The organism is Rhizobium sp. YS-1r, assembly GCF_000757525.1.
Taxonomy (GTDB): Bacteria; Pseudomonadota; Alphaproteobacteria; order Rhizobiales; family Rhizobiaceae; genus Neorhizobium; species Neorhizobium petrolearium.
Genome location: NZ_JPYQ01000006.1, coordinates 861,879 through 883,989 on the forward strand (window position 1 = coordinate 861,879; position 22,111 = coordinate 883,989).

Below are 22,111 nucleotides of genomic sequence, written 5' to 3' on the forward strand. Positions count from 1 at the left end.
ACCGCACATGCGGCTGAAGATTTCCCACACGACCGAATATCTCTATGACGCTCCGGTATCCTACTCCCTGCAGCGCTTGCGGCTTACTCCGGTCGATGGGCCGGGCCAAAAAGTGCTGAACTGGTCGATCACCGTCGACGGCGCCAAGATCGAGGCGGGTTACGCCGACCAGTTCGGCAACCGCACCGAGCTTGTCTCCGTGGAGGGCGCCGAGCATATGATCCGCATCGTGGCCTCCGGCGAGGTCGAGACCGAGGATCGCGCCGGCGTCTATGGGCAGCATCAGGGTTTCTGCCCGCTCTGGCTTTTCCTGCGCGACACGCAGCGCACCAAGCCTGGCAAGCTCGTCCGGGAACTCGCAAGGAGCGTCAAGGGTGACAGCGAGCTTGCCCAGATGCATGCGCTGATGGAAGCGATCCATGAGACGGTTGCCTATACGCCCGGCTCGACGAACAGCGAAACGACCGCCGAAGAAGCGCTTGCGGCGAAAACCGGCGTCTGCCAAGACCATGCGCATATATTCGTTTCGGCGGCGCGCTTCCTGGATATCCCGGCACGCTACGTTTCCGGCTATCTGCTGATGGAAGGCGCGACCGAACAGGTCGCCACCCATGCCTGGGCGGAAGTGCATCTGCCGGGTCTCGGCTGGGTCGGCTTCGACGCGGCCAACAAGATCTGCCCGGACGACAGGTACGTGCGGATCGCCTCCGGCCTTTGCTACCGCGACTGCGCGCCGGTCTCGGGCATGCGCATCGGCCCGGCGGGAGAAAACCTCAAGGTGTCGCTGACCGTGGCGCAAATGCAGACTCAGCGTCAGAAGCAAAGCCAGGGGCAGACGCAAGGCCAGGCGTAAACCGCAAGCCCTGCACCATCTCCGCGTGCTCTCTTCCTCCTCGATGCAAAAGGATGAAGCATGCTGTTCGGACAATCGGTCTTCCAGTCGGTGCTGACCCGGCTGAAAGAAGAACGCGGCGAGGAAGAAGCCGAAGAGACGGAGGCAAGCTTCCGCATCAAGGGGCTCGGCATGGGCTTCGTTGCGCCGACGGATGAAGGACAGGCATTGGCCGCGACCGGAACGGAAGCCTATCTTGCCTTCCTACCGGAACTGCCTGAGTTCGACCTGCCCCTCACGGAAGCGGAAGAATCAAAGTCGGCGCCCCAAATTCCCGCTCATCTGCTCCGGCTGACGGAGAAAGAGATCGCCGAGGAACTCGCAATCACCGCGGCCGACACCGAAGCGACACTCTCCGAAAAGCGGCGGCAGTTCGCCAAGACCAACCATCCCGATGGATTCGCACCGGAATTCCGCGATAACGCCAATATCCGCATGAAAACGGCGAACCTGCTGATCGATACTGCGATCAAAGGGCTCTTCTGGCGCTAGAGCCTACTCCTTCGGTTCCTCTGTGGGCTTCCGGGCACCGGGTTTGCGCGTTTCCAGGAACAGTTTGTAGGTCGCATATAGACCCATGGCCCCAACGATGATCGCCCAGAACGGCTCGCCCGTATAAAGCTCGAATGCCGCCCAGATGGCGCAGATCACCGGGATCAGCAACCGTCGCCAGAGCGGCTCGTAGAAGGGATGGTCCGGATCGATCATGGCATCATTCTCCAGCTGCCCTTATATGGGGCCTCGAGAGAATAATATCCTTGTCGATGATGGAGAACGCAAGGTTGAGATGACCTTCGAAGACCAGCGAAGGTTCTTCCGGCACGACGGAGAGCGCCGGCATCCCTTCGAGCCGCACGACCTGGGTCTGGGATAGCCCCTCCTCGATGCCGGCTTGCAGAAGATCCTGATGCCTCGTTCCCGGTCCGGTGATGAAGACCGGCATATGGCCGTGGAGACTGAGCAGACGTGAAAGCCCGTTGCCAAGCGCCACGCCCGCCTGGCGGAAGGCGAACTGAGCCATGCGGTTGCCCTGTCTAGCTTGAGCAGCGATCTTGTCGATCTCCGCAATCGGCACGAATTTCGCCGGGATCGTGTCCATCGGCACTTCGAAAGCCATGCGAAGGATCGCATAGAAGCCCGCATAGGCCTCGATGCAGCCGCGCGCGCCGCAACGACAGAGCCCGCCATTGGGAATATGCAGCATATGCCCGAAATTCGGCGCGGAAATTTCCGCAACGCCGGCGGCATTCCGGCGGGCGATACCGAGCCCGATGCTGTGACCGAGAGAAAGTGCAGCAAGCGCCCGCTCGCCGCCGCCCTCCTTCTTCGCCTCACGCTCAAGCAGCGCACCTGCCACCAGCAGGGTCTCGTTGTTGAGGATGACCCTGGCCGGCCATCCGCGCCCCAGCACCTCGGTAAAATCCACCGGCTGCAGACCGAAGACCGGCGACCAGACAAGAACGGGCTTGCCCGGATGAACCAATCCCTTGCTGCTGACCGAGACGAGCAGCACGCTGTCGCGGTCGATGCTCGATCGGGCGACCACGCGTTCGAGCGCCGCGGAGATGGAAGCTACGAAAGCGTCTGTGCCGCCCTGCCCGCGCGGTTCGGCAAACCGGTCAAGCAGCGTGCCGGCGTAATCAACCAGGGAATATTGGATGGAATCGGAGGAAATGATGACGACGACCAGATAGCCGCAGGTGCGCCGCTGGCTGAAGAGCACGCGCGGCCTGCCCCGACCGGCCGCTGCCTGCTGCTCGCTCTTCTCGATGATGCGGGCACGCTCGAGATCGGCGGTGATGGCGGAAATGGTTGCCGAGGCCAGCCCCGTCGCATCGGAGATTTCCGTGTGGGCCAGCCGGCCACGGCGACGCAACGCAGCCAGCACAAGCGCACTGTTCTGCTGCCGGACCAATTCCGTGCTCGATTTCGCCAGCATGGACCCCGCTGTTCCTCCTCGCTCATTCTGTCGATACGGCAGTGCCTTGTCCTCCACAAGTGCCGATTGACAGTCCTTTGAATCTCTGACATCTGATTTCTCGACTGTCGAGAAAAAAGCGCTGGCGTTTTTCCGGCAGGTAATCTGGCGGGGGGAGAGCACGGAGGCTTGAGGCCCATCCGCCGTCACTCGGGAGGACATGATGAGATCGTTTGTAAAGTTAATGGCCGGCGCGGCCATCCTCGTTTCCATGCACACCGTCGCCATGGCGCAGCAGGTCGTCGTCGGCGTATCCTGGTCGAACTTCCAGGAAGAACGCTGGAAGACCGACGAAGCAGCCATCAAGAAGGCGCTCGAAGCGGCCGGGGCAAAGTATATTTCCGCCGACGCCCAGTCTTCTGCCTCCAAGCAGCTCACCGACGTCGAGTCGCTGATCTCTCAGGGGGCCAATGCGCTGATCGTTCTGGCTCAGGATAGCGATGCGATCGGGCCGGCGATCGAAAAGGCGGCCGCCGAAGGCATCCCGGTCGTCGGTTACGACCGCCTGATCGAAAATCCGGAAGCCTTCTATATCACCTTCGACAACAAGGAAGTCGGCCGCATGCAGGCCGAGGGCGTGTTCAAGGTGAAGCCGGAAGGCAACTACGTCTTCATCAAGGGCAACTCCGCCGATCCGAATGCGGACTTCCTGTTTTCGGGCCAGATGGAAGTGCTGAAGCCGGCAATCGACGCGGGCAAGATCAAGAATGTCGGCGAAGCCTATACGGACGGCTGGAAACCGGAAAATGCCCAGAAGAACATGGAACAGTTCCTGACCAAGAACGACAACAAGGTCGATGCAGTCGTGGCTTCGAACGACGGCACGGCCGGTGGCGCGATCGCAGCACTCGACGCCCAGGGTCTTGCAGGCTCCGTTCCGGTCTCCGGCCAGGACGCCGACAAGGCAGCGCTGAACCGCGTGGCGCTCGGCACCCAGACGGTCTCCGTCTGGAAAGACTCGCGTGAACTCGGCAAGACTGCCGCCGAGATCGCGCTTGCACTGGCCTCCGGCAAGAAGATGACCGAGATCCCGAACGTCCAGACCTTCAACGGCGGACCGAAGAAGCAGCCGATGCAGTCGGTCTTCCTGAAGCCGCTGCCGATCACTCAGGATAACCTGAACGTCGTCATCGAGGCCGGCTGGATCAGCAAGGCGGAAGCCTGCCAGGGCGTCAAGGCCGGCACAGTCGCCGCCTGCAACTAAGCAGGCTATTTCGGGCCGATAAAATAGTCCGGCGCCGCAGCCCCCTGCCGCGGCGCCGGTTTTCGGCGTAAAATGGCGCAGTCGCACGAGACGAGAAAGAAGCGGCGGAGCGTCATCCGGAGGCTCGGTCGGACGTCAGTCCAGACCGAAAGGCCTCAAGAACGGTGGAGAACGGCAAGACATGGCCGACACGGCACATTCCACAACGAATTCCACGACATCGGGAGGAACAGGACAGGCCGAGGGCAACCTCGTCGCACGCTTCTTCCGTGCAACCGAGATCGACACGCGTCTGCTCGGCATGATCGGCGCACTGCTGATCATCTGGGTGGGCTTTCACATCATGACCGGCGGACTGTTCCTGACGCCCCGGAACCTCTGGTTCCTCTCGGTGCAGACCGCTTCCGTCGCCGTCATGGCGACCGGCATGGTGCTGGTCATCGTCACCCGCAACATCGACCTGTCCGTCGGCTCCATCCTCGGCTTCACCGGCATGATCATGGGGGTCCTGCAGGCGCAGCTCCTGCCCCAGGTGCTCGGCTTCAACCATCCGGCCACGTGGGCGATCGCGCTCGCCGGCGGCCTGATCGTCGGCGGCCTGATCGGCGCCTTCCAGGGCGCGATTATTGCCTTTCTCAATGTCCCCTCCTTCATCGTCACTCTCGGTGGTCTGCTCGTCTGGCGCGGCGCGACATGGTACGTGACGAGCGGCCAGACCGTCGCGCCGATGGATGCCAATTTCCGCCTGATGGGCGGCGGCACGGACGGTTCGATCGGCGCCACCTGGAGCTGGATCGTCGGCATCCTCGCCTGTCTGGCGATCGTCGCCGCGATCATCAACGGCCGACGCCAGCGCAAACGCTTCCACTTTCCGCGCCGGCCGATCTGGGCCGAATACGTGCTGGCGGCATTGGGTTGCATCATCGTGCTCGGCGTCGTTTCGATCGCCAACGACTATTATTGGCCGATCAACATCGCCCGCCGTTATGCGGAAGCAAACGGTATCCCCTGGCCGGAAGGCGGGCTCTTCATCTCCCACGGCATCGCCGTGCCGGTGCTGATCGCGATCGCCGTCGGCATCGTCATGACGTTCATCGCCACAAGGCTCCGCTTCGGCCGCTATGTCTTCGCGATCGGCGGCAATCCGGAAGCGGCCGAACTCGCCGGCATCAAGACCCGCTGGGTGACCGTCAAGATCTTCGCCCTGATGGGCATTCTCTGCGCCATCGCCGCGGCGATCTCCACGGCCCGTCTCAACGCCGCGACCAACGCTCAAGGTGAGCTCGACGAACTCTACACCATCGCCGCGGCCGTGATCGGCGGCACGTCGCTTTCCGGCGGCGTCGGCACGATTGCGGGCGCCATGCTCGGCGCGCTTCTCATGCAGTCGCTGCAATCCGGCATGGTGCTGCTCGGCATCGACACGCCCTTCCAGCGCATCGTCGTCGGCGCCGTGCTCGTGCTCGCCGTCTGGCTCGACACCGTCTACCGCGCCAAAGCCAAGTAACGGGCCAAATAGATAGGAGTTTTCATCGTGACGGAACAAACCACTCCGCTCGTGGAAATGAAGAACATTTCCATCTCCTTCGGCGGGATTCATGCGGTCGAGAACGCTTCGGTCGACCTCTTTCCCGGCGAGGTCGTGGCGCTGCTCGGACATAACGGCGCAGGCAAATCGACGCTGATCAAGATTCTCTCCGGCGCCTACCGGCGCGACGAGGGCGAAATCCTGATCAACGGCGAACCCGCCGATATCCGCAATCCACGTGACGCGAAGAAATACGGTATCGAGACGATCTATCAGACGCTCGCGGTCGCCGATAACGTCGACGCCGCCGCCAACCTCTATCTCGGCCGCGAACTCAGGACGAAGTGGGGCACGCTCGACGACGTTGCCATGGAGGCGAGCACCCGCAAGGTAATGGGGCGCCTGAACCCCAACTTCCGGCGTTTCAAGGAGCCCGTGAAGGCGCTCTCGGGCGGCCAGCGGCAATCGGTAGCGATTGCCCGTGCGATCCTCTTCGACGCCCGCATCCTGATCATGGACGAGCCGACGGCAGCGCTCGGACCGCAGGAAACGGCCCAGGTAGGCGATCTCATCAAGCAGCTGAAGCGGGAGGGGATCGGCATCTTCCTGATCAGCCACGACATCCACGATGTCTTCGATCTCGCCGACCGCGTCTTCGTGATGAAGAACGGCAAGGTGGTGGGCCACGCCCGCACCGGGGACGTCACCAAGGACGAAGTGCTTGGCATGATCATCCTCGGCAAGGTACCGCCTGGCGCCAGCCCGGGACCGGGCGCCATGAAAGTGGCGTGATCGATCTGAAAACGCTGCAGCGCCTCCCCTTCCCGATCCGCCGCCGCAGAAGGGCGGGTCAAGGTGGAACCGGTGATCTTTTCCGGTTCCACCCATTCTCTTGAAATTGGCGATTGATGCGGCCGTCATCCTGGGTTAAGAACCAGCCATCGGACGCGGCGAGTCATCGCATCGCACGGTTAGCACCCGTAGCTCAGCTGGATAGAGTGTTGGATTCCGATTCCAAAGGTCACAGGTTCGAATCCTGTCGGGTGCGCCAAATTCCCATTTTCACTACTTAAACGCCGAAAAACGCCGCCGATCTCCGCCTGAATTGCGGTCGATCGGACGCGTGAAATCGCCCGTGGTCAAAAGGCGTAGAAACGGCGGCGTTTGGCGGTGAAGAAGTTCGAATCGCTTCCGGTCGAATGACGTGTTTTGACTCAAGGCAGAACGTAAGCGCGGTTTTCTTTGCACGGCAATTCAAGGTGTCCACCTTGAAGGTGTACCCCTTGGTTTTTGGTGTAATCTCTTCCAGGTGGCTCGGGATGCGGGAAGTTATAACGAGATGAAGGCGGCCCGGTAGGGGTACACCTTCCAGGTGGACACCTTGGCCGACACGAAGCCGGCTCAGGCGGCGACGCCGATTTCCACCTGCTTGGCGAAGTTGAACGGTAGCAGGTCGTCTATATCTGGATCCTCCCTGTTACGCTTGGGCAATTCCGTCAGGACGTGGCTCAGCCATTTGAAGGGATCAACGCCGCAAGCCCGACAGGTCAGGACCAGACTGTAAACCACCGCACTCGCCTTTGCCCCATCAACAGTGTCACTGAAGAGCCAGCTTTTTCTCCCCGTGCAAAAAGGCCTGATATCGCGCTCGAGTATATTGTTGTCGATCGGAACCCGGCCATCACTGGTGTAGCGGACCAGATAATCCCATTGGTTCAGCGTATAGGAGATGGCTCTGCCGAGCTTGCTTTTCGGGGCGATCTTCGGGGATATCTTTTCGAGCCATTGCCTGAAGGTAATCAACACCGGCACACTATGCTGCTGGCGCAACCGGAATGCATAGGCGTGGCGTGTTTCCCCGTCACCCGGCTCGTCTTCGCGCGCCTGCTTCTCGATCTGGTAAAGCGTTGCGAACACCTTCAGGGCTTCCATCGGTGCGCCACCGGGTTTCTTCATGGCTAGCAGCGCATCGTTGAACTTCCTGCGTGCATGCGCCATGCAGCCAAAATGCATGGCACCGCTGATCGTGCGCCAGGCCTCGTAGCCATCGCTGATCAGCAGGCCGCGATAATCACCAAGGAAAGCCTGAGGATACTGCTTGCCGCGACCAGGCTGGTATTCGAATAGCACGACTGGCTGTTCGCTGTCCTGCGCGCTGCGAAAGGCCCACATGTAGGATTTGTTCTGGGGCTTCCGGCCCTTTTCCTTCAGCACCTGCACCCAGGTCTCATCGCCATGGAGAACGGGCTGGGCCAGAAGCTTTTCCTTCAAGGCATCATAAATGCGGTTCAGATGCAGATCGCAGGCGCGGATCACCCAATTGCTGAATGTCCCACGGCTCATCGGCACATTGATCCGGTCAAATGCCTGCGACAGACGATAGAGAGGCATGCCATCCACATATTTGCTGACTAGCGCCAACGCCAGCGTCGAGGGCGTGGCGACACTGCCCGGCAAGGGCTGCGTCGGCATCGGCGCGATCACCACAGGCGTGCTGATGCCGGTGCGCTCGCAATTCCGGCAGGCGTACTTCACCCGTGCATTCTGCAAGACCTTCGCGCTCGTCACCACATGCAATTGCTCGGTGACGACTTCTCCCATTCTGTGCATCGGATGACGGCAGCAAGGGCACAGCTTTTGATCTTCCGGCACATCGTATTCCACCCGTTCACGTGGCAGATGAGCCGGCAGGCGTTTGCGCCCACGCTTTTTGCGGAATTGCTCCCCCAGTTCGGCAAGCCCGGTATCCGGCAAATCGATGGCGGTGGCGTCATCACCGCCGTCATCGCTATATTCCTCGACGCTCTCAGTCGCGGCGGCCTGTTCGGCCTCATTGAAGACGCGATCGTCGAGTTTTTCGCTGCTCGGCCCGTAGAGCTTGAGATTGGCAAGGACGAGCGCTTGCTCAAGCTCTGCGACCTTCTCGACGAGTTTCCCGTTCTCCGCTTTCAGCGCAGCGATCTGGGCGAGCAGTTCATCGGGATCTGACGTCGAACAGGTTGGATTCATCCCGATTCTTGAATCAGGAGCCTCCTGTCAGGTCAACGATTTTCTCGCCAGAGGCTGGCTGAAGCTATTACAGTAAAACGCGCCCTTCGGGTTCCGGCACAATGCCGGCAACACTACGATAGCGTCGTACCGGATGACGGGACACCGCATCGATGTCGATGCCGTCCAGAAGCCAATGAAGCTGCTCCGTCGTGAGCGTCAGAACCGCTTCCGCCCGGCGGGGCCACCGGAACCTGTCGGCTTCGAGCCGCTTCAGAACCAGGATAAACCCCTGCCGATCGAAGAACAGGAGTTTCATCCGGTCCCGCTGGCGGTTGCAAAACGCAAATATGGATCGAGACCACGGATCGAGCTGCATGGTTTGCTCGACCAATATCGCAAGACTGTCGATACCCGCTCTCAGATCGACCGGTTCGCGGTGAAGATAGACCTTCACATCATCGGCCAGACGCAGCATGGCAAAGGCCCATCATGACGGCTGTTATAGTTTCGAGGGCCATGATCACTCTTCCCTCTGGCGCTGCAGTCTGGCCGCGCGGACCATTGTGCTGTCGGACGTCGAACTGACGATACCCCGGTTCGCCCAATGTTCCAGGTCGGAAAGTGCATAAACGACCCGGCCACCGAGTTTGCGATAGACCGGCCCCGTACCGCAGCAGCGGTGCTTTTCCATCGTTCGCGCTGACAACCTCAGGAACAGGGCAGCATCATAAGTACGCAGATAACGCGGCGGCCCATCGGACAACGAAGCGGCCAGCCCCTCCGCCTTGCTGCCATCGCCAATATCCAGCAGTTCCGTGCGCCCCCCTCCGGACCCCGACGCCTGCTCGACGGCGCTGTCGTCATCTCCATGGACACCCAATTCGCCAAGGCGCTTGCGACGCTCAACAGTGCGCCGGGCAACCATCGGATCAAGTTCAGGGCGCCAGCCCGCAACCGCGTTCACAACTGCGTCTGTCAGCGCTTCCAGACTGGTTGCCAGCAGCGGCGTTACCTTTTCCCGCACAATGTCACTCGCTGCGTCATGCCCGAACAGGCCAGCAGACTGCACACATGCCCCGGCATTATCAGGCCGGACGCTTTGATGCTCCGGGTCGGGGGATGTCGCTATGGCCTTGAGCGGTTCGCCAGCCGCAACGATCTCAATAAACGCTGAAGGTGCGGGAGACGCAGGGCTTTGCCTGTCTCTCTGCCGTTTCCGGTAATCGCTAATCCATTTGCGCACGAGGTTCGGGTTTAACCCATGTGTCACCGCAATGCCGGCAACCGAGACCCCGGGCTTCAGGCATTCCAGGACCAACCGCGCCTTGTCAGCCGGATCATATTCCCGGCCACCATTCGCCCGGATGCCTATCGGCTTCAGCTTAATACTGTTTCTCTCATTTCCATCCATCGCATCGCGCCCCTCCTTCGGGCGTGACGCAAATTGCATCATCACTCACAGCAAGCACAGGCGCAGAGAAATGCGCGCTTACTGTCTACGCTATAGCCCTCTAATGTCGCATTTTGATACCTCTGTTACCCCGGCGTCCTCATCACGCAGAAAAGCCGCCATGCTGGGTAATGAGCGCGACGACAAAATCCATCACAGCACGGACGGAAGACATCCTGCGCAGGTCCCGATGGACCATAAGCCAGATCTCCCTGGAAAAGGGCGGAACGTCCTCTCCGACCTGCATCAGGTCCGGGTCGGCGTCGCCCAAGAAGCAGGGCAGTCCCGCGACACCTGCGCCCGCCCGCGCCGCGATAAGATGCCCGCTGATGTCGCTCAACTCGCACGCAACCGGCCGTGCGCCGGCAATGCCGAGCAGCCATTTCTGCTGCGGCATGTCGGCAAAGCTCTCGTCGTAAGCGATGAACTGCCATCGATCAGGCGCCTCTCGATGCGCATAGTCCCGGCGCGCGTAGAGACCGAATGCCATCGTCCCGACTTTTCGCGCGAAACTGCCGGTCTCCTCGGGCCGCACCAGCCGTATCGCCACATCCGCTTCCCTGCGGCTGAGCGACACCTGCTGCGCCTGCGCAGCGAGAGAAAGACGGACATCTGGATAGAGATATCGAAAGTCCGCAAGATACTGCGCCAGTAGATGCGCCACCAGCACCGGCGGAGCACTGAGCGTGACCTTGCCGATAAGCGGTGTATGCGCAGCCTGGGCAATCCTGGCAACGCCGTCCGCCGCACTTTCCATCGTGACGGCCTGATCGAAAACCTGCTGGCCAATCGCCGTCAAACGACAGGATCGCGGCAGGCGGTCGACCAGCATCACATCGAGTTCGGCTTCGAGCGCCGCCAGCCGGCGGCTCACCGTGGCGTGGTCCACCTTCAAGGCACGCGCCGCGCCGGACAGGGTGCCGTTGCGCCCCACTGCCATGAAATGACGAAGATTTTCCCAATCGGCCATCGGTGCGATTTCTCCAGGTGCACTGGCATATATACCGAATTTTCGCACAGAAATCATCGGCGTAGTTTCGAGACAAATTACCTTTGTAAGGTTGTCTCGATGACTGTCTCTTCCCCCCTACACCCACGCATCACGCTTGCTGCCGCCGCGCTTGGTTTCGTGGTCGTTCTTCTCGACGTCAGTGTCGTCAACGTCGCACTCGACGCCTTGCGCACCGGCTTCTCCACCGATGTCGCCGGCCTCCAATGGGTCGTCAACGCCTACACGCTCATCTTTGCCGCCCTGCTGCTCATGGCCGGAGCCCTGGGAGACCGCTTTGGGGCGCGGGCAATCTTCATCACCGGCTTCGTTGTTTTCACGCTCGCTTCGCTTGCTTGCGGTCTGGCGCCGACGCTGGTGACGCTGATTGTGGCGCGGCTGGCGCAAGGCGTCGGCGCTGCGCTGCTGGTTCCGAACTCGTTGTCACTGCTCCAGCAGGCTTTTCCCGACAAGGAACAGCGGAACCGCGCGGTCGGCTGGTGGGGAGCCGCAGGCGGCATTGCACTGGCGGCCGGTCCCGTGGTCGGTGGTTTTCTGGTGACGCATATGGGCTGGCGCAGCGTTTTCCTGATCAACATTCCGGTCGGGCTGTTCGGCCTGGTCCTGATCCTGCGCTATTCCTCAGCCAGTCCCAGAAACGAGGGTCGGTCGCTCGATATGCCTGGGCAGGCAGCCGCCATCATCGCGCTCGCATCGCTGGCAACGGCGCTGACGGACGCGGCGCATCTCGGCTGGACGCATCCACGGATTCTGGTGGCCCTTCTCGTGGCCGTCCTCACCGCAATAGGCTTCATCCTGATCGAGGCGCGAAGCCACGCACCGATGCTGCCGCTGTCATTCTTTTCCAGTCCCGACTTCTCGATCGCCTCGATTACCGGCGTCCTCGTCAACTTCGCCTATTACGGCCTGATCTTCGTCTTTAGCCTGTTCTTCCAACTGGAGCAGCATCTTTCACCGCAGGAAACCGGCATCGCCTTCCTGCCGATGACCATTGTCCTCATGGTCATGAACGTCATCGCAGGCCGATTGATCACGCGCCTTGGAGCGCGCCGGCTCATGGTGTTCGGCCTCCTTCTGGCAGCGACTGGATATCTTCTGCTGATCCCGGTCAGTGTCGGCGGCTCCTATTGGCAACTGGCCATGCCGATGCTGATGGCGGCGAGCGGCATCGCGCTGATGGTGCCGACGATGACGAATGTGACTCTCTCCTCAGTCGATCCATCACGGGCTGGCATCGCGTCGGGTGTTCTCAACACGGCGCGGCAAGTGGGCGGCATGCTCGGCGTCGCGACGTGCGGGTATTTCGTGCGAGACACGGCGCCCGCCGCGTTCATGCACGGCATGCATCTCTCGCTCATCGTCGCGGTGGTCCTGCTGTTTCTCGGCGCTGCGCTCTCGTTCTTCTGTCTCAACCGCGAGATTTGAAATGAGCACAAGCGCCTTGACGCGCGATGCGGCAATCGGCGGGAATATGCGTCTATGGCGCAGAGTATCGCGTCATAGCGCGCAATCGGCGGATCTGGCGGGCCACGCCAGATGATGATGAGCACTACGTCTACGCTATAGCACTCTAAAGCCGCCTTTCTCCCAATGCTCAAACTTCTACTGCCACCCCGGCAGAGCCGGGGGAACTCTAACGTTCGTTTAGCTCCTGTGGGACTACCCGAGGAATTTCATGAATGAGGCTCGATTACAGGCATTTTACTGTTTTTGGTCGATAAAGGCCGGTGAACATGAGTGCAAACGAATGCAGAACATAGATGCCGTCGTCACGGACCTTTCAATGCTGGGTCGCCACGCTATAAGCCGTTCTTTGGCGACGGCACCTCCCGCTCATCATCGCCATTGTCCGCGGGTTCGGGGCTTAAGGCTTCTCGGATCGCGGCTTCGAGATCCTCGATGTCCTCATCCGAAAGTTCATCGAACATGGCTCGCTTTCGCTTCGAGATCGAGCCATGGTTCTGCATGTAGAAATTGACGAACATGGAAGCCCGTCTATCCGGCATATCGATAACTTCCCTCACCGCGTTATACGCCGTGTCGTAAACAGCCATGAAATCGAGCTCCTCCTTGAAGTCGATCCGGATCGTCTCGGAGATCTTCGCGTAGAGATATTCGACAAGCTCCGTTGCGTCGAAGTACCTATAAAGGGCCGATGTGTCGTTCGTCACCACGACCTGCTGCGCACGGTTCATTTCCCAGTCGATAAAATCCATTGTCGGCCTGGAGAACGACTCCAAGGCTGCGTCATATAATTTCTGGTCGCGGACGATTGCGGCCGATATCGGGAACAGGACGTCGTGCGGAGTGAACCCCTCTCTCGACAATACGTGATGGATCAGGAATCGGTGGATGCGCCCGTTCCCGTCTTCGAACGGGTGCAGGAATACAAAGGAAAAGGAGATTGCCGCCGCCGCCGCCACCGCGTCGTCGCAACCCTGCAGCCGCTCGGACATCGATGCCCAATCTTTCATTAGAGACGGGAGATCCTGAGGACGGGGGCAGATGAAGTGTACCTTCTCGCGATATCCGATCGTTTCGCCGACGAAGTTCTGGAAGTCGCGAAATCCCTTGGCAGCATATCGCGGATCAACAATCTGGTTCTGAAGGTCAACGAGGTCTTGATCACTAGCAGGGTTAAAGGATGCCGTCTTCCGCAGCGCGTTTATGAAGCGCTCCGCCTTCTGGCCTGTCGCGCGTTCGCGCTCGATCTCGAATGAAGACTTGGTTTCCTTGGTGTAGAGGTAATTCACCGCGCGGGCCAGGACCGTCGGATCATAGTCCTGAACCAGCTCTCTCGCCTGTTCATCGATACCTTCGGCTTGAAACCCTCTGATCGCGGGTGTCGGGCGGACGGTAACGCAAAATCCCGGGACACCAAGCATGTTGTTCGTTACACGGTGGCGAACCGAGTTGACACCGACAGAGCCGACATTAAGTTCGGGGTTGAGGGCTTTGGTGTACTGCACCACCGGAGCATCAGGGAGATCGAGAGTTTCGCGCGTGAAGAATTCGTACAGAAACCACGCACGGCGGGAGAACGCTCCGTTGGGCTCGGCGCGAACCATGTCCTTGATGACACCGGGATCGATCGCCTTCATGGCCGCCGCCATCACAGCGCTATCGACAGGCTCGTTTTTCAGTGCGAATTTCAGGTGTCCGGCGGTTGTATCTTCAGGCGCATACGGAGTACTGTATTTCTCGATGGTCCGGCCATTTCCGGTCGTTGTGCGCCTTGCACCCGGCCCGCAGTAGGAAGTCACTGCTGGGGGAGGCACGCGCAAGTGCAAGTTTTCAATCAGCCAAAGCTGCCCGACAGGGACGTCCACCATCACAAATCCTCAAAAAACGTTCAGCGAACTTAAAATTCTTTCAGCTTTTGGCGCAAGTCTCAAAAAACGTTCAGCGCGCTAAAAAAACATTCAAGAATTGGCGAAACCCTCAAAAAACGCCCCCCCCTGCGACGATGCCGCTATTGATTGCGAGGCGGACCTCCCCAGCCCAGGTCCGCTTCATCACGATCCCGTCGAGATAAAGATGGGGATAAGCGCCATCGATCGGCCGTTTCCGCCATTCCTCGATCTTGGCATAGATCTTCTTTGAGGTTCGACGCCGTTCCGGGGCTGACGCGCGTGCCCCAAAGCGCCTCGATGATATCCTCCGCACGGCGGACAGAGACACCCGCTAAATACATCTCGATCAATGCTTCCTCGACCTAGCTCTCGCGTCTTCGATAGCGCTCGATGATCGCTGTCTCGAACGTCTGTCGCCGCAGCTTCGGAACCTTCAGCTTCCCTTCGCCAGCCGTCGTGTGCAGCGCTCGCTCATAGCTACCTGCACGCGTATCTTGACGGCCATCGCTGCGTTCATAGCGACCAGCGCCGCACAATCGGCCCGCCTCCGCGTCGAACATCGCATTCAGCGCTTCTTCGACCGTGCCCTCACCATCTCGCCCAGATGGCCCTTGATCCGATCCTCGTCAATCCGGATCACTTCCCCCCAGATCGCCGCGCTAATAGTCAACAGGCCGGGGCGCCGATGCCCCGCGGCGAAACAGAGGCAACGGCGCCCCACGTCCAAACCTTCCTGCCCAAAACCTACTCAACGTCGTGAATAAGACGGGCTTCTGTAACGGGCCTTCCCGAGTCAATCCCTTTTGAGCTTCATCCCTCGCCGGTCACTTGCTTCTGTCCGCAGTCGGCATGGAGGCCGCTGCTCTATGGGGTCGGTGAGGACCGGCCGACCAATCTAACGATACGCAGTCACCGAGGTGCTGCTTCCCGACGCCATCAACAACACAAACACTGGAGTATACCCATGATACATCAATACCGGCATAGTGCTTCACGGTCATCTCGCCTTGATGCTTGGAGCAGGCCTATCCTGACTCCGCGACACCATCATTGTGAGGGATGACCACCAGCATCTCAAATACTGCCGGGTGGGGGATCAGCCCGTTACCCCATCTAGCATGTTGTTCGTTACACGGTGACGAGCCGAGTTGACACCAACGGATCCCACGTTCAAGTCGGGATCAAGGGCTTTAGTATGTTGCACGACCGGTGCGTCTGGCAGATCCAAGATTTCCCCGGTGAAGAACTCGTATAGGAACCTCGCACGACGGGAGAAGGCCCCCGTGGGTTCAGCGTGGTCCATGTCCTCGATAACAGCGGGGCCGATCGCCCGCCTGGCGGCGGCCATCACTGCACTATCGATGGGCTCATTTTTCTAGGCAAACTTGAGGTGGCCCGCGATTGTATCTGCGGGCGCGTATGGAGTACTATATTTCTCGATCGTTCGGCCATCGTCGTGCGTCGCGCTCCCGGCCCGCGTAGGAGGTCGCTGACGGAGGAGGAACGTGCAAGTTCTCAACGAGCCAAAGCTGTCCAACTTGGAAATCCGCCATCTCAAGTCCTCAAAAAAACGTTCAGCGATTTTAAAATCCTTTCAGATTTCGCAGCAAGACTGAAAAAACGTTCAGGATTCGGCGACATCCTAAAGAACGTTGGGGAATCAGAGCCTCAAAATTCTTTCAAAAATCCGTTCGATCCGAAAGAACCGCTGTCTCCGCCCACCCCCGGCAGCCACATCCAGACAAAGGCTTCTGCGGCATCTCCCTTAGAAGTCATCATCGACCTCCTTCACCGTATGGCGGACGCTCTTGGGCAGCAGGGTCAGTTTTTCATCCAGGCGCGCATTGCGCAACTGGAGCGTGCGCTCGTCATAGTCGAACAGGCGCACTCCCACGAGGGAAGCGACTTCGAAGACCAGACCGATCTCAGGCCCCGGCGCGCCTTTTTCGATGCTGGAGAGCGTTGTGCGGCTGATGCCGGCGCGGTCCGCCAATTCCTGCGCGGTCAGGCTGCGCTCGGCCCGGCCGACGCGGATCAGCTTGCCCAGCATGGCGAGTGCCTGGTGCGTAACTCTGGAGTAGCTTCTCTGACGGGGCACGGTTATTACCTGCTTTGTTCATTTGAGTGGACACGAGGCCTTCTCACGTCCAGAATTTTGCACATAAAGCCGCGACGCTTGGGGTAATGTCAAGTTTTGTTCATTTGATTGGTCGTAAGGGTAGTTCGTGCACAGAGTTTGTACATAGCGGGTGAGTCGGGGGGCGGCAGGTGCGATAAACTGAAGCGGCGGTGTGGGCTGTTATCACGGTTGGATATACGGAGTTTTCTTTTGGCTATGCCTTCACGGAAAATCTAATCCGCGGCTTGGCCACGGCCCCACCGGCGCGCCGGTCTTTGCCAATCTCGTGCACTATCACACCTTCCGATTGCCTGTCTTCGCAACCGCGAACACCGTGCTGGCATCGCTGACGATGGCAACATGCGAATAGGCCGTCTGGCCCGCGGCCGCGCCGTCCGCTCGCATGATCGCGGTGACGATCGCGTCGTGCTCTTCATAAGACCTTGCAAGGCGTCCCGGCAGACGAAATTGCGCCCGGCGGAACGGCGCCAGCCGGGCACGGGTCTGCGTCACCAGCTCGAAAACATGCTCATTGTGCGCACCACGATAGAGTCGCGTATGGAACTCTGTGTTGTGCGCCGAATAATCCTCTTCCGCGCCGGTATGTACCAGCTTTATGGATGCCCGGTGATCAAGCTCCAGTGCTCGCCTTTCATCGACGGTCATCCGCTCAGCCGAGAGCCTTGCGCAGATCGCTTCGAGCTCAGCCATCGCCTCGAACATCGAATGCAGATGGGCCTCGGTGACGTTGGTGACAACGGCGCTGCGGTTGGGTTCGCGGGCCACCAAGCCCATCACCCCAAGTTCTCGCAGGGCTTCCCGCACGGGTGTCCGGGACACCTCGAACCGGGCAGCAAGTGAAACCTCGTCGAGCTTCTCGCCCGGCAGCACTGCACCGGTGACGATCATGTCGGCGATCGCCCGCACCATTTGCTCGACGGTGGTTCCGGTTCGGGTGACTTCCCTGCGTCTGATCTGGCTCACGCTACTCTCTGCTCGCTTCGACGTTCTGCATACAGATGACCTTCTGCACCTGACAAGTCAAATTCCGTCCAGAAGTCACTGGCAATTTTTCATTTTCTAATCACGCACTTCCACCCTCTGGCAATTGAAATATCACTTGAAGGTCAGCATTCAGATCAAACAATAAGCATTGATTACTTATTAATCGATATTGCGATCAATCTGTATGCACTTTTCTAGAAAGCGTGAACTGGCGTGAAATTTCTTTAAGTAATAACAACAGCTTGAATTTTGGCACACACATTGCATGCACTTTTTGGCACCCGTTCAAACCCGGCCACACGCCGCAAGGAGATTCCCGATGACCAAACTCCTTTCCATGAATCGCCGCAATTTTCTCCAAACTTCCGCCGCCGGCGCGCTGGCCGGCATCGTGCCAGGCCTGGCCGGCTCGCCTGTGGCCGCCCAGACAGCGCTCACCATCGGCTTCATCTATGTCGGGCCGAAGGACGACTACGGCTATAACCAGGCGCATGCCGAAGGTGCTGCCGTCATCAAGGCCATGCCGGGCATTACCCTGGTCGAAGAAGAAAACGTCCCCGAGACCGTCGACGTTCAGAAGACGATGGAGTCGATGATCAATCTCGATGGTGCCGCCCTGCTCTTCCCGACTTCCTTCGGTTACTTCGATCCCCACATGCTGGCCATGGCAGCAAAATACCCGGATGTGGAATTCCGCCATTGCGGCGGGCTGTGGCAGGAAGGCAAACATCCGGCCAATACCGGCTCCTATTTCGGCTATATCCATCAGGGCCAGTACCTGAACGGCATCACTGCCGGCTATGCCTCGAAGAGCAAGAAGATAGGCTTCGTCGCCGCCAAGCCCATCCCGCAGGTGCTGCAGAACATCAACGCTTTCCTCCTCGGCGCCCGCTCCGTCGATCCGACCATCACCTGCCAGGTGATCTTCACCGGTGAATGGTCGCTCGCCGTCAAGGAAGCGGAAGCCACCAACGCGCTGATAGACCAGGGCGCCGACGTCATTACCTGCCATGTGGACAGTCCGAAGGTCGTGGTCGAGACCGCCGCCGGCCGCGGCGCATTCGTCTGCGGTTATCACGCCGACCAAAGTCCCCTCGCAAAGGACAAGTACCTGACTGGCGCCGAATGGGCCTGGGGCAGTGTCTACACGAATTTCATCAAGGCGGCCCAGAGCGGCGGCAAGCTCGGCAATTTCGTCCGCGGCGGCCTGAAGGACGGTTTCGTCAAGATGAGCCCGCTTGGTCCGGCCGTTTCCGCCGAGGCCCGCAAGACGTTCGAGGCGACGCTCGCCGAAGCCACGGCCGGAAAGCTCTCCGTCTTCAAGGGGCCACTCAAAGACAACAAGGGCAATGTCGTGATCACCGCCGACAAGGCTTACGCCGAGGACGCGATCGATCTCGAAAGCATGGCCTATCTGGTTGAAGGCGTTGTCGGATCGACGTCTTGATGCGGGTGGGGCTGACGTAACGTGAAGGGGGCAGCGCCATGACGGTTCAAGCAAACGATCCGGGACTATCCATAGTGGCGGGAAGCGGCGCGTCGCTCCGCCCCCTTCTCGAATGGCTTGCGCGACGGGCGGAGCCTGTGGCGATCGGGCTCGTCGCGATCCTGATCGGCCTGGCGCTCTTTTCCATCTTCATCCTGGTGATCGGCAAGTCGCCGGTCACCCTCTTCCAACTGATGTACACGGGCGGTTTTGGAAGCTGGTTCTCGATCCAGAACAGTTTTTCACGCGCCGCCCCCCTGCTTCTGACGGCGCTCTGCGTCGCCCTACCCGCCCGCCTCGGCCTTATCATCATCGGCGGTGAAGGTGCGGGGGTGCTCGGCGGCGTCGCTGCGGCAGCGGCAGCCATGCCGTTGGTCGGCCTCGTTCCGCCGGTCGTGCTGTTCGTCTTCATGGGGCTTGCCGCCATGGTGATCGGCGGGCTCTGGATCGGGCTCGCCGGTTTCCTGCGCCACTATCGCGGCGTCAACGAGACGATCTCCTCGTTGCTCTTGGCCTATATCGCAATCGCCCTGATGAACCAGTTCGTCGAAGGGCCGCTGCGCGACCCGGCAAGCCTCAACAAGCCCTCCACCAGGCCGCTGCCGGCCGAGTACATGATGGGCGACATTCCCGGCATGGACGTCCATTGGGGCCTCATTATCGGCATCCTCGCCTGCATCCTCTCCTGGATCCTGATGGAGGCGACGAGCTATGGTTTCGCGGCCCGCATCGCCGGCGGCAATGTCCGCGCCGCGCAGATTCAAGGCTTGCCGGTCGGCAAGCTGATCACGGGCTTTACCGCCATAGCAGGCAGTTTCGCCGGACTTGCCGGGATGGTGGAAGTGGCTGCGGTGCAGGGCAGCGCCAATGCGTCGCTGGCGGCCGGCTACGGTTATACCGGCATCCTCGTTGCCTTCCTCGCCCGCCACAATCCGCTGGCGATCATCCCGGTCGCCATCCTGCTCGGCGGCATCGATGCCTCGGGCGGCCTCATCCAGCGGCGCATGGGCCTACCCGATGCCACGGTGCTGGTGCTGCAGGGCATGCTCTTCATCGTCATCCTCTTCTGCGAGACCTTCTACGGCCGCTTCAAGATCTTCAATCCCGACCTCTGGAAAAGGAGCGCATGATGGAAGAGTCAGGTATCGGTTTCTGGGGCGTGCCTCTGGCGATCTTCGCCGGCGCCATCCGCGTCTCCACCCCGTTCATCTTCGTCTCGCTTGGCGAGGCGATCACCGAACGCTCCGGCCGCATCAATCTCGGACTCGAAGGCACGCTGGTCTTCGGGGCGATGACGGCCTATGCGATCGCGGTTCTGACCGGCTCGCCGACACTTGGCATCTTGGCCGCGATGGCGGCGGGCGCGGGGTTCGGCCTTATCCACGGCTGGATCTGCAAGTTCCCGAAGGTCAATGACATCGCGATCGGCATCGCCATGATGCAGTTCGGCCTGGGCATGGCATTTTTCCTCGGCAAGCCGTTCATCCAGCCGGTAGCGCCGAAACTTCCGTCCATCCCGCTCGGCGGCTGGTCCGGTATTCCGCAGGTGCAGGCAGCGCTCAACATCAATGTGCTCTTCTTTATCGGCGCGGCTCTGGCAGTGTTCCTCTTTTGGGCCTTCAGGAACACCCGCATCGGCCTGACCTTGTGCGTCGTCGGTGACAGTACCGATGCGGCCCGTGCCATGGGCATCAATCCGGATACGGTGCGGCTGCTCGCCACCGCCGTCGGCGGCGCGCTGGCGGCAATCGGCGGGGCATATCTGTCGCTCTATTACCCCGGATCCTGGAACGAAGGAATTTCCTCGGGCCAAGGGTTGATGGCCGTGGCGCTCGTGATCTTCGCCCGCTGGAACCCGATCGGCTGCTTCCTCGCGGCCTTGCTCTTCGGCGGCGCCGGCGCGCTCGGTCCGGCGCTGCAATCGGTCGGCGTCACGCAGGGCTATTACCTCTTCTATGCAGCACCTTACGTGCTGACCCTCATCATCCTGATCGCCACCTCTTCGCCCAACCGGTCGCTTGCCGGTGCCCCGGGTGCGCTGTCGCTCACGAAATAAAGGAGGAGTTCTCCGATGAATGGCTTAGGCGGTCTTAACAAATCCGAACACGGCGTCGGCATCGGTCTCGTGCAGCTCCAATTGCCGGTCACCGTCACCAAAGCGGACGTCGCGAAGCAGACGCAGGTGATCGTCGATCTGGTGGCCAAGGCGCGGCGCAACCAGCCGGGCATGGATCTCGTGGTCTTCCCGGAATACGCGCTGCACGGCCTTTCCATGGATATCAACCCGGAGATCATGTGCACGCTGGACGGGCCGGAGGTCGCTGCGTTCAGACGAGCCTGCAAGGATAACGCCATCTGGGGCTGCTTCTCGATCATGGAACTGAACCCCGGCGGCATGCCCTACAATTCCGGCATCGTCATAGACGATCAGGGCGAGCTGAAGCTCTATTACCGCAAGATGCACCCATGGGTGCCGGTCGAACCCTGGGAGCCGGGCAATCTCGGCATTCCGGTGATCGACGGACCGAAGGGCGCGAAGCTCGCGCTGATCATTTGCCATGACGGCATGTTCCCGGAAATGGCGCGCGAATGCGCCTACAAGGGCGCCGAGATCATGATCCGCACGGCCGGTTATACGGCGCCGATCCGCGAGGCTTGGCGCTTCACCAACCAGTCCAACGCCTTCTGCAATATGATGGTGACGGCAAGCGTCTGCATGTGCGGTTCGGACGGCACGTTCGATTCGATGGGCGAAGGCATGATCTGCAATTTCGACGGCACGATCATCGCCCACGGCACGTCCGGCCGGGTGAACGAGATCATCACTGCCGAGGTACGGCCTGATCTGGTGCGCGAAGCGCGGCTCGGCTGGGGTGTCGAGAACAACATCTACCAGTTCGGCCATCGCGGCTACGTAGCCGTCGCCGGCGGCGCGGGCGATGCGCCCTACAGCTACATGCACGACCTCATCGCCGGGAAATACAGGCTGCCCTGGGAGGACAAGGTCAAGGTGACCGACGGCACTTCCTGCGGCTTCGAAAAACCCGCGCGGCGTTATGGCGAAACCTTCAAGCTGGCTGGCGAATAGGAGAAAGA

General features: G+C 60.3%; 19 protein-coding genes, 1 tRNA gene and 2 pseudogenes. 11 read left to right on the forward strand and 11 right to left on the reverse strand.

Translation table 11 applies throughout. The features are described 5' to 3' along the window. Positions 1-7 precede the first annotated feature (7 nt). Together JL39_RS08605 and JL39_RS08610 are read left to right on the forward strand one after the other, a co-directional pair. Positions 8-853, forward strand: coding sequence for a transglutaminase family protein (locus tag JL39_RS08605; protein WP_037148263.1), 846 nt, complete (start codon positions 8-10; stop codon positions 851-853). A 60-nt stretch (positions 854-913) separates the two neighbouring features. After that, on the forward strand, positions 914-1,384 hold the full coding sequence (locus tag JL39_RS08610; protein ID WP_037148266.1) for a hypothetical protein: 471 nt from the start codon (positions 914-916) through the stop codon (positions 1,382-1,384). 3 nt (positions 1,385-1,387) lie between these two features. Here JL39_RS08610 and JL39_RS08615 read toward each other — a convergent pair whose 3' ends face one another. Then, positions 1,388-1,600, reverse strand: a complete 213-nt coding sequence (locus tag JL39_RS08615; RefSeq protein ID WP_037148268.1) for a hypothetical protein — start codon at positions 1,598-1,600, stop codon at positions 1,388-1,390. A 4-nt stretch (positions 1,601-1,604) separates the two neighbouring features. Further along, positions 1,605-2,831: an ROK family protein gene (locus JL39_RS08620; protein WP_037148270.1), complete on the reverse strand. Its 1,227-nt coding sequence runs from the start codon at positions 2,829-2,831 to the stop codon at positions 1,605-1,607. A gap of 202 nt (positions 2,832-3,033) precedes the next feature. On the opposite strand from JL39_RS08620, the gene xylF reads away from it, so the two are divergent. From xylF to JL39_RS08640, 4 genes are all read left to right on the forward strand, one after another. After that, a complete protein-coding gene (xylF, locus tag JL39_RS08625) occupies positions 3,034-4,074 on the forward strand; it encodes a D-xylose ABC transporter substrate-binding protein (protein ID WP_037148272.1) in 1,041 nt (346 codons plus the stop codon). 181 nt (positions 4,075-4,255) lie between these two features. Further along, positions 4,256-5,581 carry a sugar ABC transporter permease gene (locus JL39_RS08630; RefSeq protein ID WP_037148274.1) on the forward strand — a complete coding sequence of 442 codons (1,326 nt, stop codon included), beginning with the start codon at positions 4,256-4,258 and terminating at the stop codon, positions 5,579-5,581. Positions 5,582-5,608: 27 nt separating this feature from the next. Then, a complete protein-coding gene (locus JL39_RS08635) occupies positions 5,609-6,394 on the forward strand; it encodes an ATP-binding cassette domain-containing protein (RefSeq protein WP_037148276.1) in 786 nt (261 codons plus the stop codon). Between the two features lie 182 nt (positions 6,395-6,576). After that, positions 6,577-6,653, forward strand: a tRNA-Arg gene (locus JL39_RS08640). Between the two features lie 350 nt (positions 6,654-7,003). Here the strand turns inward: JL39_RS08640 and JL39_RS08645 are convergent. The 5 genes and pseudogenes from JL39_RS08645 to JL39_RS08660 form a co-directional block, all read right to left on the reverse strand. After that, positions 7,004-8,611: an IS66 family transposase gene (locus tag JL39_RS08645; protein ID WP_037148278.1), complete on the reverse strand. Its 1,608-nt coding sequence runs from the start codon at positions 8,609-8,611 to the stop codon at positions 7,004-7,006. A 67-nt stretch (positions 8,612-8,678) separates the two neighbouring features. After that, complete coding sequence (gene tnpB / locus JL39_RS08650) at positions 8,679-9,068, reverse strand: IS66 family insertion sequence element accessory protein TnpB (RefSeq protein WP_052182739.1); 390 nt, start codon at positions 9,066-9,068, stop codon at positions 8,679-8,681. A gap of 45 nt (positions 9,069-9,113) precedes the next feature. Continuing rightward, positions 9,114-9,368, reverse strand: a complete 255-nt coding sequence (locus JL39_RS32425; RefSeq protein WP_037148759.1) for a helix-turn-helix domain-containing protein — start codon at positions 9,366-9,368, stop codon at positions 9,114-9,116. A gap of 414 nt (positions 9,369-9,782) precedes the next feature. Beyond that, positions 9,783-10,046, reverse strand: a pseudogene (locus JL39_RS32430) (transposase); the annotation flags it as partial. Between the two features lie 100 nt (positions 10,047-10,146). After that, a complete protein-coding gene (locus tag JL39_RS08660; protein ID WP_037148280.1) occupies positions 10,147-11,013 on the reverse strand; it encodes a LysR family transcriptional regulator in 867 nt (288 codons plus the stop codon). A 99-nt stretch (positions 11,014-11,112) separates the two neighbouring features. Between JL39_RS08660 and JL39_RS08665 the strand changes: the two genes are divergently transcribed. Next, positions 11,113-12,477 carry an MFS transporter gene (locus JL39_RS08665; protein WP_037148283.1) on the forward strand — a complete coding sequence of 455 codons (1,365 nt, stop codon included), beginning with the start codon at positions 11,113-11,115 and terminating at the stop codon, positions 12,475-12,477. 374 nt (positions 12,478-12,851) lie between these two features. Here JL39_RS08665 and JL39_RS08670 read toward each other — a convergent pair whose 3' ends face one another. The 4 genes and pseudogenes from JL39_RS08670 to JL39_RS08690 all read right to left on the reverse strand — a co-directional run bounded on the left by JL39_RS08670 (position 12,852) and on the right by JL39_RS08690 (position 17,508). Beyond that, positions 12,852-14,384, reverse strand: coding sequence for a Fic family protein (locus tag JL39_RS08670; protein ID WP_052182740.1), 1,533 nt, complete (start codon positions 14,382-14,384; stop codon positions 12,852-12,854). A gap of 160 nt (positions 14,385-14,544) precedes the next feature. Next, positions 14,545-15,057, reverse strand: a pseudogene (locus JL39_RS08675) (transposase); the annotation flags it as partial. 1,113 nt (positions 15,058-16,170) lie between these two features. Continuing rightward, positions 16,171-16,455, reverse strand: a complete 285-nt coding sequence (locus tag JL39_RS08685; protein WP_037148286.1) for a helix-turn-helix domain-containing protein — start codon at positions 16,453-16,455, stop codon at positions 16,171-16,173. 363 nt (positions 16,456-16,818) lie between these two features. Then, positions 16,819-17,508, reverse strand: a complete 690-nt coding sequence (locus JL39_RS08690; protein ID WP_037148288.1) for a GntR family transcriptional regulator — start codon at positions 17,506-17,508, stop codon at positions 16,819-16,821. A 340-nt stretch (positions 17,509-17,848) separates the two neighbouring features. Between JL39_RS08690 and JL39_RS08695 the strand changes: the two genes are divergently transcribed. From JL39_RS08695 to JL39_RS08710, 4 genes are read left to right on the forward strand one after another with little or no spacing between them, the layout of a single operon-like run. After that, on the forward strand, positions 17,849-18,976 hold the full coding sequence (locus tag JL39_RS08695) for a BMP family ABC transporter substrate-binding protein (RefSeq protein ID WP_037148290.1): 1,128 nt from the start codon (positions 17,849-17,851) through the stop codon (positions 18,974-18,976). A 38-nt stretch (positions 18,977-19,014) separates the two neighbouring features. Beyond that, on the forward strand, positions 19,015-20,145 hold the full coding sequence (locus JL39_RS08700; protein ID WP_037148292.1) for an ABC transporter permease: 1,131 nt from the start codon (positions 19,015-19,017) through the stop codon (positions 20,143-20,145). Then, entirely contained in the window at positions 20,145-21,071 is a 927-nt protein-coding gene (locus JL39_RS08705) for an ABC transporter permease (protein ID WP_037148765.1), read from the forward strand. The genes JL39_RS08700 and JL39_RS08705 overlap by 1 nt, the downstream gene beginning before the upstream one ends. 15 nt (positions 21,072-21,086) lie before the next feature. Then, the gene (locus tag JL39_RS08710; RefSeq protein ID WP_037148294.1) at positions 21,087-22,103 is read left to right on the forward strand and encodes a formamidase; all 1,017 of its coding nucleotides are present in this window, start codon (positions 21,087-21,089) and stop codon (positions 22,101-22,103) included. Positions 22,104-22,111 lie beyond the last annotated feature (8 nt).